The 17,280-nt window shown below is 39.1% G+C and carries 13 protein-coding genes; 2 read left to right on the top strand and 11 right to left on the bottom strand.

Annotated features, from left to right (window positions below):
• Positions 1 to 4 precede the first annotated feature (4 nt).
• From WFN33_RS17725 to WFN33_RS17710, 4 genes are all read right to left on the bottom strand, one after another.
• Positions 5 to 1,174, bottom strand: coding sequence for an 8-amino-7-oxononanoate synthase (locus tag WFN33_RS17725; protein ID WP_336954349.1), 1,170 nt, complete (start codon positions 1,172 to 1,174; stop codon positions 5 to 7).
• Entirely contained in the window at positions 1,171 to 2,505 is a 1,335-nt protein-coding gene (gene bioA / locus WFN33_RS17720; protein WP_336954348.1) for an adenosylmethionine--8-amino-7-oxononanoate transaminase, read from the bottom strand. Before bioA ends, WFN33_RS17725 begins: the two co-directional genes overlap by 4 nt.
• A 104-nt stretch (positions 2,506 to 2,609) precedes the next feature.
• A complete protein-coding gene (locus WFN33_RS17715; protein WP_336954347.1) occupies positions 2,610 to 3,329 on the bottom strand; it encodes a hydrolase in 720 nt (239 codons plus the stop codon).
• A 73-nt stretch (positions 3,330 to 3,402) separates the two neighbouring features.
• A complete protein-coding gene (locus WFN33_RS17710) occupies positions 3,403 to 3,726 on the bottom strand; it encodes a DUF6176 family protein (protein ID WP_336954346.1) in 324 nt (107 codons plus the stop codon).
• A 135-nt stretch (positions 3,727 to 3,861) separates the two neighbouring features.
• On the opposite strand from WFN33_RS17710, the gene WFN33_RS17705 reads away from it, so the two are divergent.
• A complete protein-coding gene (locus tag WFN33_RS17705; protein WP_336954345.1) occupies positions 3,862 to 4,434 on the top strand; it encodes a peroxiredoxin in 573 nt (190 codons plus the stop codon).
• Between the two features lie 90 nt (positions 4,435 to 4,524).
• Here WFN33_RS17705 and ftn read toward each other — a convergent pair whose 3' ends face one another.
• Positions 4,525 to 4,989, bottom strand: a complete 465-nt coding sequence (gene ftn, locus WFN33_RS17700) for a heteropolymeric bacterioferritin subunit Ftn (RefSeq protein WP_336954344.1) — start codon at positions 4,987 to 4,989, stop codon at positions 4,525 to 4,527.
• A gap of 388 nt (positions 4,990 to 5,377) precedes the next feature.
• On the opposite strand from ftn, the gene WFN33_RS17695 reads away from it, so the two are divergent.
• Entirely contained in the window at positions 5,378 to 6,442 is a 1,065-nt protein-coding gene (locus WFN33_RS17695; RefSeq protein WP_336954343.1) for an SDR family oxidoreductase, read from the top strand.
• An 89-nt stretch (positions 6,443 to 6,531) separates the two neighbouring features.
• Here WFN33_RS17695 and WFN33_RS17690 read toward each other — a convergent pair whose 3' ends face one another.
• The 6 genes from WFN33_RS17690 to WFN33_RS17665 all read right to left on the bottom strand — a co-directional run bounded on the left by WFN33_RS17690 (position 6,532) and on the right by WFN33_RS17665 (position 17,253).
• Positions 6,532 to 8,679 carry a TonB-dependent receptor gene (locus WFN33_RS17690; RefSeq protein ID WP_336954341.1) on the bottom strand — a complete coding sequence of 716 codons (2,148 nt, stop codon included), beginning with the start codon at positions 8,677 to 8,679 and terminating at the stop codon, positions 6,532 to 6,534.
• Positions 8,680 to 8,999: 320 nt separating this feature from the next.
• Positions 9,000 to 11,030, bottom strand: a complete 2,031-nt coding sequence (ligA, locus tag WFN33_RS17685) for an NAD-dependent DNA ligase LigA (protein WP_336954340.1) — start codon at positions 11,028 to 11,030, stop codon at positions 9,000 to 9,002.
• 79 nt (positions 11,031 to 11,109) lie between these two features.
• Positions 11,110 to 12,126 (bottom strand): cell division protein ZipA C-terminal FtsZ-binding domain-containing protein, encoded by a 1,017-nt coding sequence (locus tag WFN33_RS17680; protein ID WP_336954338.1) that lies wholly within the window; start codon positions 12,124 to 12,126, stop codon positions 11,110 to 11,112.
• 1 nt (position 12,127) lies between these two features.
• Complete coding sequence (smc, locus tag WFN33_RS17675; protein ID WP_336954337.1) at positions 12,128 to 15,580, bottom strand: chromosome segregation protein SMC; 3,453 nt, start codon at positions 15,578 to 15,580, stop codon at positions 12,128 to 12,130.
• 13 nt (positions 15,581 to 15,593) lie between these two features.
• Entirely contained in the window at positions 15,594 to 16,289 is a 696-nt protein-coding gene (locus tag WFN33_RS17670; RefSeq protein ID WP_004724049.1) for a GntR family transcriptional regulator, read from the bottom strand.
• A 160-nt stretch (positions 16,290 to 16,449) separates the two neighbouring features.
• Positions 16,450 to 17,253 (bottom strand): sulfite exporter TauE/SafE family protein, encoded by an 804-nt coding sequence (locus tag WFN33_RS17665; protein WP_336954335.1) that lies wholly within the window; start codon positions 17,251 to 17,253, stop codon positions 16,450 to 16,452.
• Positions 17,254 to 17,280 lie beyond the last annotated feature (27 nt).

Here is a 17,280-nt window from a genome sequence, read left to right as displayed (position 1 = left end):
CAACTCACAACAACGGAATCAGCTGATCTAGATCAGCTTGGGTGATTTGAGCAGTTAAGCAAATTCGTAGACGTGAGCTGTGTTGCGGCACAGTCGGAGGACGTACAGGCATAATATAAAAACCCTCATCTTGTAAGGCTTTGGCTTTTTCAACCGTTTTAATCGAATCACCCAGAATAATAGGAACAATATGTGATGTTGAGGGGCACTCAAAACCTTTGTTTTGAACAGCCTGTTGTAGATACTGACTTTTAGATTGTAAATGTTGACGGCGCTGATCTAAGCCTAAAACTTTTTGAAAAATAAAGTTTGTCCATGCCATACACATTGGCGGTTGTGCAGTACTGAAAATCAAAGGGCGCATAGAATTAATCAAATATTCCCGAATTACCGCATGACAAATTAAATAACCGCCAACTGAAGCGATTGCCTTACCAAAAGTCCCCACAAGTAGATCAATATCATCAATCACTGTATATTGTTCTGCACAACCTAAGCCCTGCTCACCACGCACCCCAATTGCATGTGCTTCGTCCACATAGAGCATGACTTTTGAAAATTGTTGCTTAATACTCACCAATGCTGCTAAGTCAGTTTCATCGCCATCCATACTAAAAATCGACTCAGTCACCACAATAATGCGCTCAAAAGCCTCATCTGCATGATATTTTTGTAAAAGCTGAGTCAAATGATTTAAATCATTATGGCGATAACGTACATATTTGGCTGAGGATAAACGAATGCCATCAATCATACTGGCATGAATCAATTTATCTGCCAGAATCAGCGTTTTACTGTCTGCAAGTGCAGGTAAAATACCAATATTCATATGATAACCGCTGTTAAATAACAATGCCGCCCGACCATGGAAAGCCTGACTTAAACTATTTTCAAGTAGTTCATATTCTGGAAAATTTCCCGTCAACAAACGTGAGGATGAAGAACTCATTCGTCGTTGATCATGGGGTGTTTCATCAAAAAACTGTTCACGTAATGTGAGATCAGATGCCAATCCTAGATAATCATTTGAAGCCAAATTGAGCATTTGATGCTGATCAAGGCAGATATAGCGACCTTGCTGAACATTCGAACGAAATTGGCGTAAATTGCCTTGCTGCTTAAGCCCATCAAGCTGCTGTGAAAAATGTTCAAGATGTGTATTGATCAAGCTCATGCGCTTTGCTCCATAGCCTTGACCACCTCAACCAATTGCTCAAGTAAAGTTTGTAATTCTTGTGCTGTGATGATATATGGAGGCATAACATAGACCAATTTACCAAATGGTCGTATCCAGATACCACGACGTACAAACTCCTGCTGTAAGGTTTTCATATCGACATTCACAGTCAATTCAACCACCCCTATCGCACCAAGAACTCGCACGTCATGAACATGATTAAAGGACTGTAAGGGCTGTAAAGCATGTCTAAGCTGAGCTTCAATTCGTTGAATATTGCTCTGCCAATCTTGAGAAATTAATAATTGTGTACTTTTGACAGCAACCGCGCATGCCAAGGGATTTGCCATAAAGGTTGGGCCATGCATAAACACCCCCACTTCACCCTGACTTATCGTTTCAGCAATATGTTTGGTGGTTAATGTCGCAGAAAGCGTCATATAGCCACCGGTTAAACTTTTACCGATACACATAATGTCAGGTTCAACTTGTGCATGCTCCCAAGCAAATAGTTTCCCTGTACGCCCAAAACCCGTAGCGATTTCGTCAAAAATCAGCAGAACATTGTATTTTTCGCAAAGTAGTTTGGCTTGACGCAAATATTCAGGATGGTAAAAACGCATCCCTCCCGCACCTTGCACAATCGGTTCAAGAATTAAACCTGCAATCGTTGCATGTTGTTCAGCCAAGCTTTTCTCAAGTTCAGTAATATCACTTTGATCCCATTGCTCATAGAATCCGACTTGGGGTGCTGGAACAAATAAGCGATTGGGCAAACTTGAACCAAAAATTTGATGCATGCCTGTTACAGGGTCACAGACAGACATCGCATTCCAAGTATCGCCATGATAGCCAGATCGCGGAGTGACAAAATTAGTTTTCTCTGTATAGCCCTGTGAAGACCAAAACTGTACCGCCATCTTTAATGCCACTTCTACAGCGACAGAACCAGAATCGGCAAAGAACACTTTATCTAAATTAGGCGGGGTCAGTTGAACCAGTAATTTTCCAAGCTGAATCGCAGGATCATGAGTAAATCCACCAAACATGATATGTGACATATCCTTTAACTGATCTGTCACCGCTTGATTCAACTCAGGATGGTTATAACCATGAATGGCACACCACCACGAAGACATCCCATCTATCAATTGGCGGCCATCTTCAAGTTCAATAGTTGCAGCATAGGCTTTTTTAACCTTGAAGGTCGGTAACGGATTGGTCATAGAAGTATATGGATGCCAAATATGTTGCCGATCAAAGTCCAGATCATCTAACTTTGATTGTTCAAGATTGACATCATCAAACCCATTGTTTAAATCGGTCATCCGTTCACTCCATGTGCATTACAATTACAGCAAAAAACAGTTTAGCGATGTTAAACCTGCGCGCAATAAAAATAAATTGCGAGATTCACCACTGATCCATAGATTTATTCTATTTTTTGTAAATATTGGCAGATTTTGTCACTTAGACTTAAAAAATCAAAAACTGGAACACCATGTGAACCATTGACCAGCTCAACATCTAAAAACTTTGCTGTGAAATTTTTAAATTTCTCATAGACTTTGTGACTAACTAAGAAATCCTGTTGAGCAAATATATGATACTGTTTGCCTGCATAGTTATTTAAGATAGCCACATTATTTAATTGTTCAAGACAGGCCAAACCCTGTTTCAGTAACTCTAAATTTTGTGGCTGAACCAAACTTTGCAAATGTACAAAATCTTCTCGTGTGGTTGCGGTACCCTGGCAAACCATAAAACCAAATTTCTTTAATGTCGCTATCGCATCATGTTCAAAGGACTGTTTAAAGTTATGAAACATTGCTTGGCTCATTGCGGTTTGCCATTCAGCATTTGCGACGAAACAAGGATTAGAAGCCAGTGTAATCAAGACTTTTTGCTGTTGATATTGCTGTTCAATTTGCTTGACTAACAAAGTCGCCAATTGCCCCCCTAAAGACCACCCACAAATCACATCAAAATCTTTGGCTATTTCCACATGCTGTTGTAAGACACTTTCATCCAATGCATTAAAGATATTGATTAATACAACTTCATGGCCTTGCTGTTGTAGAACCTGTTGTAAAGCATGGAGTAGGTTGGTTCCACCGCCCCAACCGGTGATCAGCAAAATACATTGATTCAATTTAAATCACTATAAAACTGTAAAGATGTTTTATTAGATCATGCTTAAAATTGAAGGACAATCAGACTTACAACTATTTCTGATCTTGTAAATCGACCAATAAGTTAGCTGGAATGACTTTTTGCCAAGTGCGTTTAAATTGCTGATGTACTTGATCGATTGCAAACTGACTTTTTTTCGAAATTTCATGTGCTTTTGCAATATCATCTGCACGAGTATAAGCAATCAAATAATCTAGTCCATCGAGTTCCACATGGAACCATGATTCAATATGCACACCTTCAGCCTGAAGTGTTTCAATCGCTTCATGCTTACGCCTATTCAACTCATTTTGCCATGTAATAACATCGTCCATCATGGCCACTTTTAATTGAATCAATACTGCACCAACGTCCATAATTCTACGTCCTATTTATTTTAAATGTACTTTCATCGTAAATAGCATGTGAACAATTGCAAAACATTTTACATACCGGCAAAACCTTAAAATTTGCTAAGATCAAATCAGGATTAATTTAGGAAAGTGTTTGTCATGAAATTATCACGACTGTTCAGTATTAGCTTACTTTCCGTTTCAGCTTTATGCGTATTGAACACGCCCAGCCATGCGGAAAGCTCTATCCTCTCCAAACTGGATTCCAACCAAAAGCAATGGGTAGGTAAGCCTGCACCAAGTTTTAAACTACAAGATCAAAATTCAAAATGGCATGATCTGAGTCAATATAAAGGTAAATGGGTTGTTTTATATTTTTACCCAAAAGATGATTCACCTGGCTGTACTCAAGAGGCCAATCAGTTTAAATCACTCTACCCACAATTTATAAAAAACAATGCGGTGGTACTCGGTGTAAGTTTGGATGATGTGAAATCTCATCAAAAATTCTCCGAAAAGCTGGGACTAAATTTTCCAATTCTTGCCGATAGTAATCATCAACTCGCAGACCAATTTGGAATTATCCGAAACTTAGGTATCGCCAAAATAGCAAAACGAGAAACTTTTTTGATTGATCCACAAGGAACAATTGTTTATCACTATAGTAGTGTAAATACTCAAACCCATGCTGATCAAGTTTTAGCGGATATTCAGAAGTTTTCAAAAAAATGAAGACTGAAGTATAAAAAAAGCCTTTAGATGAATGTCTAAAGGCTTTTTTAATCTAAAACGTCTCACCTTAAGCAAGAAGCTTAGTGTGTCTTACATTTGAGATTGAATATAATTCTGTAAACCAATTAGCTCAATCAAACCTAATTGTTTTTCAAGCCAGTAAGTATGATCTTCTTCAGTATCGTTCATTTGTTGACGAAGCATATCACGGGTCACGTAATCGCCTTTTTCTTCACATAGCTTTACGCCTTGCGCCAGTTTTTCACGCACATGATATTCCAATGCCAAATCGGCTTTTAAACAAGTTACAACATCTTCACCGGTGACAATATCGTCACGATTCATGTTCGGCGTACCTTCAAGGAAAAGTACGCGGCGAATTAAAGAATCTGCATGTGAAGCTTCTTCTTGCATTTCATGATCAATACGTTCATAAATTTTGCTTAAGCCCCAATCTTCATACATACGTGAATGAATAAGATACTGATCACGAGCAGCCAGTTCGCCACCGATCAACATGTTTAGATAGTCTATGACTTCTGGATTGCCACGCATTTCACTTACTCCACATTCTTTTGCAATAGTATGGACAAATTCCACAAGATTTGCAAAAGACAAAATGTGTAAGTTTATGATTTTTATAAAATTAAAATGATAAGCATACGCATTTGCAATTTGAATAAGCATTTTTCCATATATAAAATAACTGCTTACAATCTTGCACTGATGGTTGATTGGTATTTTTTTCTTTCAAATTCTAAATGATTTATTTTGTAACCATTAAAAATGCTTCTTATTCATCCTCATTATTCTATTTTCTGTTCATTTTCAATGACAGCCCCATCCCTTTATCTTATTGGCTTTTTTTAATACTAATATTTCAAGACAATTTTAACTTTAATATTTATGATATTGAATATTAACAATTAGCAGGAAAAAAATAATGTCTCAGGGAAACACATCAGCACCCATTCTAGTTACAGGTGCAACAGGCTATATCGCCAGTTGGGTGATTAAAAAATTACTTGAGCAAGGTTATACCGTGCATGCGACAGTACGTGATCTGAATAAAAAACAAAGCTTTGCACATTTAGAGAAAATCGCACAAGCAAGCTCTGGTACACTAAAACTATTTAAAGCTAACCTTTTAGAAAATGGTTCTTTTGATGAAGCCATGCAAGGCTGTGAAGTTGTGTTACATATGGCTTCACCATTTGTTGTAACCAATTATAAAGATGCCGTTAAAGATATTATTGAACCGGCAATTTTAGGCACGGAAAATGTCTTAAATAGTGTCAATAAAATAGATTCTGTCAAACGCGTTATTGTGACCTCAAGTATCGCCTCTACTTATGGCGATGCAATTGATATTTTAAAAACACAGCATAATCAGTTTGATGAATCTCACTGGAATACCACCAGTTCAACCACGCACCAACCGTACCCTTATTCGAAAGTTATGGCAGAGCGTAAAGCATGGGAAATGGCGGAAGCACAAAATCGTTGGACGCTGATCTGTGTCAACCCTGCATTGGTACTTGGTCCATCACTGACCGCAAATACACAGTCAGGGAGTGTGGAAGTTTTAGAGCAGTTTGCCAACGGCATGACCTTACTCGGTGTCCCACCGATGTGGAATGGTATTGTAGATGTGCGTGATGTTGCCGATGCACATCTTTTGGCAGCATTCAAGGAAAATGCAGCTGGACGTTACGTTATTAGTGGTGGTTCACTCAGCCTCTTGGAAATGGGTAAAATTTTACGTCAAAATTTTGGACAAAAATTTCCTTTTCCACGCAACCAAGTCCCGAAAAAAGCGTTTAAATTCATTGGACCTGTATTTGGCTATTCACGTGATTTTATTGAAAAGAATATGGGCTACCCTATCTTTTTTAATGCTGATAAAAGCAAACAAGAATTGGGGATGAGTTATCGTAATATTGAAATCAGTTTAGTCGAGCATTTCCAGCAGCTTCTTGATGACGGTGTGGTAAAGAAATATATTTAATAACAGCTCAAATGATTGTTAAATCAAAAAAGCCTTTTTCAATCATGAAAAAGGCTTTTTGGCTTATAGCGCTCAATATCAGCTAAGGCTTAGAAATCAAAAGTTACACCGACTTTATAAGTTCTTGCACCACCGACTAAAGCATAGTTTGAATTAAACACACCTTCCCAATATTTTTTATTGGCGACATTATCAACATTGGCGAGGAAGGTGGTATTTACCCCACCAAGTTTGGTTTTATAGCGGGCGCCTAAGTCAACAATCGTATAGTCAGGTAGCTCTAACGTATTCTCTTCATTCAAATATTGCTCACTCACATAACTCACACGAGTATTAATATGAAGCCCTTCAACATTAGGAATGGCATAATCAAGCCCTAACGAAGCAGTAAAATCGGGTACCCCATATACTTTATTACCTTCGAAAGCGACCTTAGCTGATTTCACATATTCAGCATCGATATAGGCCAAATTCCCCATCACAGATAAAGTATCTGTAACATTGCCAGAGAATGACCATTCTACCCCACGAGAACGCGTTTCAGCATCATCTTTGACTTTATTACTTATGGTGTCCTGATAAGCCTCAGGCTTTTTAATCTGATAAAGTGCCAAAGTATTTAACCACGAACCCAACTGATATTTTACACCTAACTCATATTGCTTGGTTTGATAAGGTGCAAGTGTTTCGCCCCTATTTGTTGCTGTTGGATAGGTCATTTCAGAGACCGTTACCCCCTCAGCTAAACCCTCGACATAGCTTGCATAAAAAGATAAATCCTCACCAAATGGTTTGACGACAACCCCCAAACTTGGTGATAGCTTGTCTGCACTATAAGCTGATTTTTTGACAAGATTCTTAGTATCGATATCTTGATAACGTCCACCTAAAATAAGTTGTAATTTATCATCCAACATTGAAAGCTGATCCGTTAAGGTATAACTCATATACTCATTATCACCATAAGGAACAATTTCTGGGTAAGTTGTTGGCATTGTACCTGTATTTGATGGCTCATATAAATTGGTCGTAAACCCTGAACTAGTTGCGGATCTATGTTGTGAATATTTGCGGGTTAAATAATCAGTGCGCAATCCCAAAGTATGCTTGATCGCCCCTGTATCAAATTTTGCTTCAAAGCCTGCATTAGCAGCAGTGTTATGTTCTTTTGATCCTACTCGATAATATTGTGAGGTTGCATTTCCATTTAAATTATTGACAATCATACGTGTGCCAAAAAGATGACCATCATATGATTTTTCTACATATCCAATGCCTGCAAATGCTTTGATATCAGGGGTAAATTTATATTCACCTGACAAACCTACAAATTGACTGTCGGTATTGCCTTCTAAGTTTGAAAAGTAGTTTAAATCCCCTTTAGGTGCTGCAAGTACATGATTAACACTGCCCTTACCACCCATGGCAACCATTGCAGGTGAACCGCCTTTACGATTTCCTTTGACCGCATAAGCATCTAAATTAATCTTTAGTTTATCCGTGGTGTAATCCGCAGCAATTGCCCCCAAAGCTTGACGATCATTCATTCCATCAATGATATGTTCACCATCTGCATAAGCACCATTCACACGCAGACCAAACTCTTTGTTCTCACCAAAACGACGAGATACATCAAAGCCTGATTGATAATATCCTTCATCTTGAAACGATGTAGAAACTCGAGTGAGTTCTTGATCTGCCCGTTTAGAATGCCCCATCACAATACCGCCTACACTGCCTGTAGGTGCAACACCTGCAACCAATGCATTTGGACCCTTAAGCACAGTCACTGACTCTAAAAATTCCGTAGGCATCCGACCATAAGGTGCAACGCCATAAAAGCCGTTATAATTTAAATCTTCATGATTGACATCGAAACCACGGATTTTAAAGTTTTCATTTAAATGTCCTTGATTGGTTGTGGTGCGAATACTGACATCATTTTTTAACACTTCCCCCGCTGTGCTTGCTTGTTGATTTTCAATCAATTGTGCTGAATAAGACGTGATACTAAACGGCGTGTCTATAATTTTCTTATTTCCCAATGACCCCAAATCTGTATTTTTTTGCAAAGCACCATTGGCAAATGTTGGTTTTTCTTGTTCCTTTTCAGCAGCGACTTTAATCGTAGGCAAAGCAGTAATTTCATTATTTGCCCAGATTGTTTGTGTAAGTCCCCCACCAAAAAGCACGATTGAAATAGAATTGACTAGAAATGTTCGAGAAAAATTTTTCATATAAATAATAAGACACTTTTTAGATGATAATGATTATTATATACACTTTCACTATTGTTAAGAATTGTAATTTTTCATCTAAAGTTAAGTTTAATGGAAAATTCAAATGAATAAGAATTATTATCATGTAGCATGCTAATGATAGATCAAGCAAACTTCTGAAATACATCGGTAAATACAGAACTAAAAGTTCTATTGAAAAATGATGACTTGTTGATTTGTTATCACATCAATCTTGAATTGATGATTTTAATTTTTGAAAACTGTAAAGATACAACACCTGTATCTTTACAGTAATTTTAGAGATAATTTAAACGAATCTATGCCTGTCCATACTCAGCCATTAATGCTAAAAACTCCTGTTCATTCAGTACAGCGACACCAAGTTTCTCTGCTTTTTCAAGCTTAGAACCTGCTTTTTCACCCGCAACCACACATTTGGTTTTGCTCGACACACTGCCACTGACACGCGCACCAAGAGCTTGTAGCATTTGAGTCGCATCATCACGCCCCATGGTAGCCAATGTACCTGTAATCACCCAACTCTCACCATTTAAAGGCTGGCGGGTGGGTGCAACTGGTGCATCCCAATGAATCCCAGCTGCAAGCAAACGATCAATCACTTCAAGATTATGTGGTGCTTGGAAAAAATCAACAATCCACTCAGCCGTAATATCACCAACATCTGGAGTTTTCTTCAATGCTTCAAGATCAGCATGACGAATCGCATCAAGCGTTTGGAAAGTGTTGGCCAGCATACGTGCTGTCGTTTCACCTACACCACGAATACCCAAGGCATAAATAAATGCAGCAAGTGTGGTTTTCTTACTGTTCTCAATAGCATCCAATAAATTTTGGACAGATTTCTCACCCATTTTTTCAATGGTCAGTAACTGTTCACGATGCTCATGTAAATGGTAAATATCGGCGACATCCTTTAATAAATCAATATGTAATAATGACTCTACCCAGCGATCACCGAGACCTTCAATATCCATTGCTTTACGAGAAACAAAGTGACGAATGGCTTCAATACGTTGCGCAGAACAATATAGACCACCTGAGCAACGTGCTAAAGCCTCGCCTTCTGGCATGACCACTGGAGAAGAACATACTGGACAATTTTCAGGTAAATGTACTTCTGTCACGTCATTTGGCCGGAATTCTAACCATACTTTTTCAACTTTGGGAATGACATCACCACTACGATAGACACTGACCGTATCGCCAATACGAACGTCCAAACGGTGAATTTCACCAATATTGTGCAAAGTCACATTAGAAACGGTTACCCCCCCCACAGCCACGGGATTTAAGCGTGCTACAGGGGTTAAAGTCCCAGTACGTCCGACTTGCCAATCAATATTTTCAACTGTTGTTAATGCTGCAACTGCAGGAAACTTATACGCCGTTGCCCAACGCGGTTCACGACTTAAAAAGCCCAGCTTTTGTTGTTGTTGAAGATCATCAACTTTGATCACCATGCCATCAATTTCAACCGCTAAGTTCGAGCGCTCTTGGTTGATTTGCTGATATTTTTCTTGCACTTCTTGAATACTTTCACAAATAAAATGACGTTCTCCCACAGCAAAGCCAAAGTTAGTCAACCATTCAAGACTCGCTGACATTGACTCAATGCCATGATGCGGTTCACATTGTGCAATACCATAAGCATAAAAAGCCAACGGGCGAGATGCTGCAATACTTGGATCAAGTTGACGTAGACTACCAGCCGCAGCATTTCGAGGATTGGCAAAGGTCTTTTCGCCTTTCGCTTCATTTTCAGCATTGAGTCGCTCAAAGCCAGCTTTTGGCATCAATACTTCACCACGAACTTCCAACAAGCGTGGCACTGCCACTTTATCTGAAGACAAGACTTTCGGTAAATTACGAATGGTTTTTACATTTTGCGTAATTACTTCGCCTGTTTCACCATCACCACGGGTTACACCACGTGTCAAGACACCATTTTCATACCAGAGCGAAATCGCCAATCCGTCAAATTTTAGCTCAACATCATATTGAATCTTTTGATTGGGCAATCGTTCTTCGATACGGCGAGCAAAGGCAAATAATTCGTCCTGATTAAATACATTGCCCAAGGACAACATCGGTACAGTATGGGTAATGGTTTCAAATTTAGACAGTGGTTTTCCACCCACTTTATTGATTGGGCTATCTGCCTGAACCAATTCTGGGTGTTGTTGCTCTAAGGCTTTGAGTTGGTGAAATAACTGATCATATTCACTGTCTTCAATACTCGGCTGATCCATCACATAATAAGCATGATTATGTTTCGCAATGAGTTGAATCAATTGACGCATTTGCGTTACGACAGGATTATTTTCCATAAATTTTTTTCACCATAAAAAGGCGGAATACTCCGCCCAAAATTCTGAATACCAATTATAAAGTAAATATGACGTTATGCTAAGCGTCATGCCCTGAACGATAATCGATCGCTTTATGGCGCCAATGCTCTTTCAGTTGTGGGGTAAATTCAAGATTGTTCTCATCATAGACCGTACCGTCTATTTCACGAGCAATTAAGCCAGCAATACTGACCATGGTATCAAAGCCTTTTTGCACATCTGAATGAGGGAGTGCCAAGAAAAAAGCCAAACCTTGAACTTGTTCAGTCGATAAGGTTTCTAAATCAAAACCATCTGGACCGTTGTCGGTGACACGTAATACAGAAAACAGTAAATGGCTTTCTTCCTCTGGATTCTCATAACGATGGAAGCAAGAGAGTTCACCAAAACGTAAACCATATTTTAACAACATTTTTAAGGTTTTATCCCCGGACAATGCTTTACGTGGATTCGGATAAACATTCAGTGCAATAATGGTTTCAGCCGTAGACAATACGCTTTCATCATCATATTTTTGTTGCTCGTTTAAATGAACATCTAAAATACTGCTTTCCTCATCAAACTCTTTGATTTCAGCTGTTTCAACATTGGCATTAAACTGAAAAGCTTCCTCTTTGTCCTGACTGATTACGACTTTGGCAGAATCATTAGTTTGAGTCGTCGGTTCTGTTTGCACATTAAGTGCTTTTTCAGATTCTGTTGCGGATTCAGCACTTGCCACTGTATCCGTCTTTTCAGTTTGTTGTGTAATTGCTGCATGCTCAAGCTCAGTTGACTGAACAACATTCGACTCCGCTGCTGCATCCTCAATCTTTTGCTGTTTTTCATCTACAACTTCGACCGAGTCTAAAGCAGTTAAATTCGGTTCAACACGCACTTGCTCTTGAGACTCACGATCTGTTCGCAATTGATCTCGTACATGACGAGGAATCACGGGTTGCTTACAATCTTCATTGATATGCAATTCAGACTCTAAAGAAGGTGCGGCATCATTGGGCTTTCGTAGCACCATCCTTAAACCCACCAGAATGATGATTACTGCAACAACAATTCCAATAATTGTGGTGACTTCCATACTATGACTCCGCGGCTAAACCGTATTCTCTTGCCTCTTCCAAATTCACAGTGACGAGCTTTGATGTGCCTGGTTCAGGCATCGTCACACCCAGCAAATCGGTTGCCATCGTCATTGCAACTTTATTATGTGTAATGTAAATGAATTGGACTTGATCAGAAAGCTCTTTTACTAAATTACAAAAACGACCAACGTTAGCATCGTCTAAAGGCGCATCAACTTCATCCAAAACACAGAAAGGTGCAGGATTCAAACGGAAAATAGCAAATACCAAAGCCAATGCCGTTAATGCTTTTTCACCACCAGATAACAAAGCCAATGAACTATTTTTCTTACCCGGTGGGCGTGCCATCAGCTTTACGCCAGACTGCCAATCATCCTCAAGGCTTAAACTGGCTTCACCACCATTGAAGACTTTTGGAAATAGTACTTTTAATTCAGCATTAACCTGATCAAAAGTCCCCATAAATAATTTTTTGGTTTCTTGGTCAATGGTCTTCATGGCATCTTTCAATTGCCCAACAGTATTTTCCAAATCTTGCATTTGATGGGTTAGATCTTCAAAACGCTTAGAAACTTCTTCATATTCTTCTGAAGCTGCTAAATTGACCGCGCCTAATTTCTCAAACTGACGCTGTGCTTTCTCAAATTTTTCTTGATGTGCAGGTAAATCAATCAATACACCTTGCTTAACTTCAGCATTCATCTCTTTGAGTTGATCTGAATAATGCTGGAAATCTGATTTTGCCGCTTGCCAAGCTAAACGTCGCTCTTCCAGTTTTGTACGCAATTGCTCATCATTTTGCTGATGCAAATGGCGCATTTCTGTAAGTTGTTGCTGTTTAGATTGAATATTATTCAATTCAACTTGCCACTCACTCCAAGTTCTTTGCAGTTTTTCAGTTTGTTGTGCCTGCTCAGCATATTGCGATTCTAGACTTGGTAATTCCAATTGAATTGGATCTACAAACTTCTTGGCTTGCTCCATTTGCGCAATAATTTGTTGATATTGCGTTTTAGAGAAAGATAGGTCTTTGTCTAATAATTCAATTTGCTGTTTATTTTGTTCAGCTAGACGACGTGTGGTTTCGGAATCTTGTTGTTTAAGCTGTAATTGCTGTTGTTGTTCTTCAACGTGCTCATTGAGCTCGTCCAATTTGAATTGCAAGGTTTTAAACTCAGGAAGATTTTGTTCAAGCTTGAGGATGACCGAGTGCATATCGATTTCAAGATCATCTTTCTGCATTGCATCTTCTTCAAGTTGCTCATCTAGCTGTTGCAATTGACTATTGAGCTGAACTTTCTGCAACTCAAATGCTTGTGAAGCACTTTGCTGCTTAGCAATTTGCACATCAAACAGTTGTAGCTGTTTTTGCTGATGTTTTAGCGTATCTTGCTCTATTTGAATCTGTTTTTGCAGATCCTGCAATTGCTGATTTAAACTCGGCAATATAGTTTCAGCTTCAATCAACTGTGGTTGTAGCTGCGTAAGTTGTGTTTCAATTTCTTCAAGGCGAATACGATGACTGAGTGCACCCTGTGCAGCCTGACTCGACTCATCAAAGAACAAACCAATCACCCAATCTTGACCGACATGATAACCATCCAGCGTCAATATGCTTTGCCCTACTTTTAACTGTGCTTTTTCCGTTAAAGCTTGAGCAAGGTTTTCAATTACAGCAACTTGACTCCACAGTGAATACTGTGGAGATTCAATCCAATCTGCTAGACACGCCACTCCATTCATTTGAATTTTATCTTGCGAGCCTGATGCTTTAAGCTGGCGTGCCATACTTTCAGCAAAATCAGCATTTTGATCAACAATATGGGCTGACAACCATTTGGCTAAAAATTTTTCAACCAGCTGTGCATGTGCTTTGCCATGTTCATTCAGCGTTAATACCTGCATCAATTGCACAGTATCAGCCTTACTATTTACAGCACTCTTCGCCATTAATTGGGTGAGGTTTTTCTGTTCAGATTGCAACACTTGTACATCAGATTTTAAAGCTGAAATCTGAGCTTTTTGCTGATTAATGCGCTCGTATAGCTGTTCAAACTGCTGCTTTGCTTGATTAATTTTTTGTTCTAATTCAACAATCGCAGCTTGTATTGCTAATTTTTCTTGCTCAAGTTGTTGAACATCTTCAGTTTTAAATTGACTTTGAACCTGAACTGCTTGGGTTTTTAAGGTGTCTTTCTGCTGCTCAATACGTGCAACATTTTTTGCAAGTTGTTCAATTTGCGCCTGCATTTGTGCTTTTTGCTGCTGTTGCTTTTCAACTTGAACTTTGACCTGTTCATATTGTTGTTGTGCTTGCAATTGCTGCGCTTTTAAATCGGTAAATGCTTGGCTACGTTGTTGTGTATCAGCCTCAGCATGTTGTAAATGTTCAGTCTGCTGCTCCAATTGACTGTGCAAGGTTTCCAATTGCAATTCCATCAACTGAATTTTTTCTTTGGTTTGAGCTTTTTGCTGTTCAAAACTTCCCAAAGCTTCTGAGTTTTGTTGAAATAAACTTTGTTTCTGTTCCAAAGTCATTTTCAACTCAGAGAGTTTTTTCTCAGCTTGTTGCCACTCATTTTGCAAAGGCGTGGACTGTTGAATCAGACGTTGGAACAACTCATTGGTTGAAGTCAGATCATGTTCCAAGGTACTCATATCAGAGCGCACCAATTTAAAGTGCTCCCCCAATTCGTTCATTTCAACCGTATATTGTTCTTGTAAACGGGAACTACGATCACACTGAAAAGATAGAATTTCTATCTTTAATGTACGAATTTCAGTTTCTAAAGTCTTATATTGAACCGCAGTTTCAGACTGACGTTTTAAGGTTTTAAGCTGTGATTTGAGTTCTGAAGCAATATCTTCGAGACGGTCTAAGTTCTGCGTGGTATGTTCTAAGTGTTGTAGTGTTTCACGACGACGAGCCTGATAACGAGAAACCCCAGCAGCCTCTTCAAGAAAAATACGCATTTCTTCAGGTTTGGCATCAACCAAACGGTTAATCATTCCCTGTTCGATGATTGCGTAGGAACGAGGACCTAAGCCTGTACCCAAGAAAATGTCGGTAATATCACGACGTCGGCACTTCGTCCCATTGAGAAAGTATTCAGATTTTCCATCACGATTCACTTGACGGCGAACAGCAAGTTCAGTATACGCGTTATAGGCTCCACCTAATTTGCCATAGGTGTTTTCAAAGCGCAGTTCTACACTTGCCATACCTACAGGTTTACGTTTTGCCGTTCCTGTAAAAATAACATCCTGCATACTGCCACCACGGAGCTGGCGTGCACTGGATTCCCCCATCACCCAACGGATAGCATCAATCACATTGGATTTACCACAACCATTAGGACCAACCACCGCTGTACGGTTATCTTTGAATTGTAGTGTTGTACTATCGGCAAAAGATTTGAAGCCTGAAAGTTTTAAGCTGCTTAAACGCATAATGTCCTAGTAATTACCGACGCGATCTCCGCGCCCAAGCGAGTTCGATTTGTTTCATCCGTGTCAGAGATTCCAACACCAGATTACGTAAGTGTCGACAAAAATCTTCCATAAATAAAGTAGCTTGTTGTGATTTTCGGATTAAAATTGCGTCAATCACCAACTTAAGCAATTCTAAAGCTTCTTGAAGCTCGCGTCTTGAAGTATTTAAGGTTAAAAAATAACTTCTTCGGAGTGAGGGTAACAACTCTTTATAAAATTTCATCAGGTAGGGATTCCCCACCATGTCTTGTTGCCCCGATAAAAATTGAAAAATACCATCATAAAACTTTTCAGTATTGCCTTGCTTCACTTGCTCAACCAAATGATTCATCATCTGCTGGATCGCTTCAGCCTCATGATTACGCCATGTTTCACTCATACGTTGCACGATTTGACCTAATAACAGTGCACTGGTATCAAATAATGCGCGTACTTGTTGAGCTGACATTTCTGAGACAATAGCACCACGGCGAGGATAAATTTCAATCAAGTGGGTTCTTTCTAAAAGCAAAAGGGCTTCTCGTACTGAGCCACGACTGACATCCAGTTCTTTGGCAATACGTAGTTCTTGTATTCTTTCTCCTTCAACCAACTCGCCACTAATAATTTGTTCACTAATATGTTTGGCAATTTGTTCTGAAAGGCTATCCACTTCTTCCGAATGCATATAATTCCTATCTTGGGTTTATTATTCTTTCTCAGACAATGTCAATTGTCATTATTTTAGTTTTACCTGATTTAATTCAATTGAAACCATGACATTGTCCGACAATTTTAATGCATTTTAAGTCAATTTAGTGTTTAGAAAAAGTACCTTTGATCGGAATCTACTTAGTAATTCCTTGATAAATAAAATAAAGACCAACAACTGTAAGTAAACATGCAAAACATTTTTTCAACATGGCTGGAGAAAGCGCATGCGCAACCTTTGCGCCGAATTTGGCGGTGATAAAACTCATCACACTGATCCCAATAAAGGCATAGATATGGACATAACCAATTGAATTTTTAATTTCAATTGGTTCTTGCGCGCCGAAGAACATGAAGCCTAATGCCCCTGCGATTGCAATCGGTAACCCACAAGCTGCTGATGTTGCAACGGCTTTTTGCATCACCACACCATTTTTGTTGAGATATGGAACAGTTAAACTTCCGCCACCAATACCAAAAATTGCCGATGCGACCCCGATTCCCCCACCAGCCAGCATTTGCATAGGTGCAGTCGGCAATTGTTTAGATTCATCGACTTTGACATTGGCCCCTTTAAACATTTTAAATGCCACCCAAATTGCAAATGCCCCAATAATCAATTGTAAATGCTGACCTGATAAAATATCTGCAATGCCAGCACCAATAAATGAGCCAATCACCAAACCTGGAGCTAAGTTTTTAAAAACACTCCAAAGTACTGCACCTTTTTTATGATGCGCTGTTACAGAACTAATTGAAGTTACAATAATAGTTGCAAGTGAAGTTCCCAATGCCATGTGCATAATGACCGAAGGATCATAGCCCATTTTGGTAAAGACCACATAGAGAATTGGTACAATAATTAAGCCACCGCCAACACCAAATAGCCCAGCAGCAAATCCTGCGATTGCACCAATACCTAAATATATGATTAACTCCATAAATGTTCCTTCACTCTTCTCAGATTC

The sequence above is a fragment of the Acinetobacter sp. AS167 genome (genome assembly GCF_037152175.1).
Taxonomy (GTDB): Bacteria; Pseudomonadota; Gammaproteobacteria; order Pseudomonadales; family Moraxellaceae; genus Acinetobacter.
The sequence above is the reverse complement of the archived record's forward strand: the minus strand, read 5'-3'. Positions and strand labels throughout refer to the sequence as shown.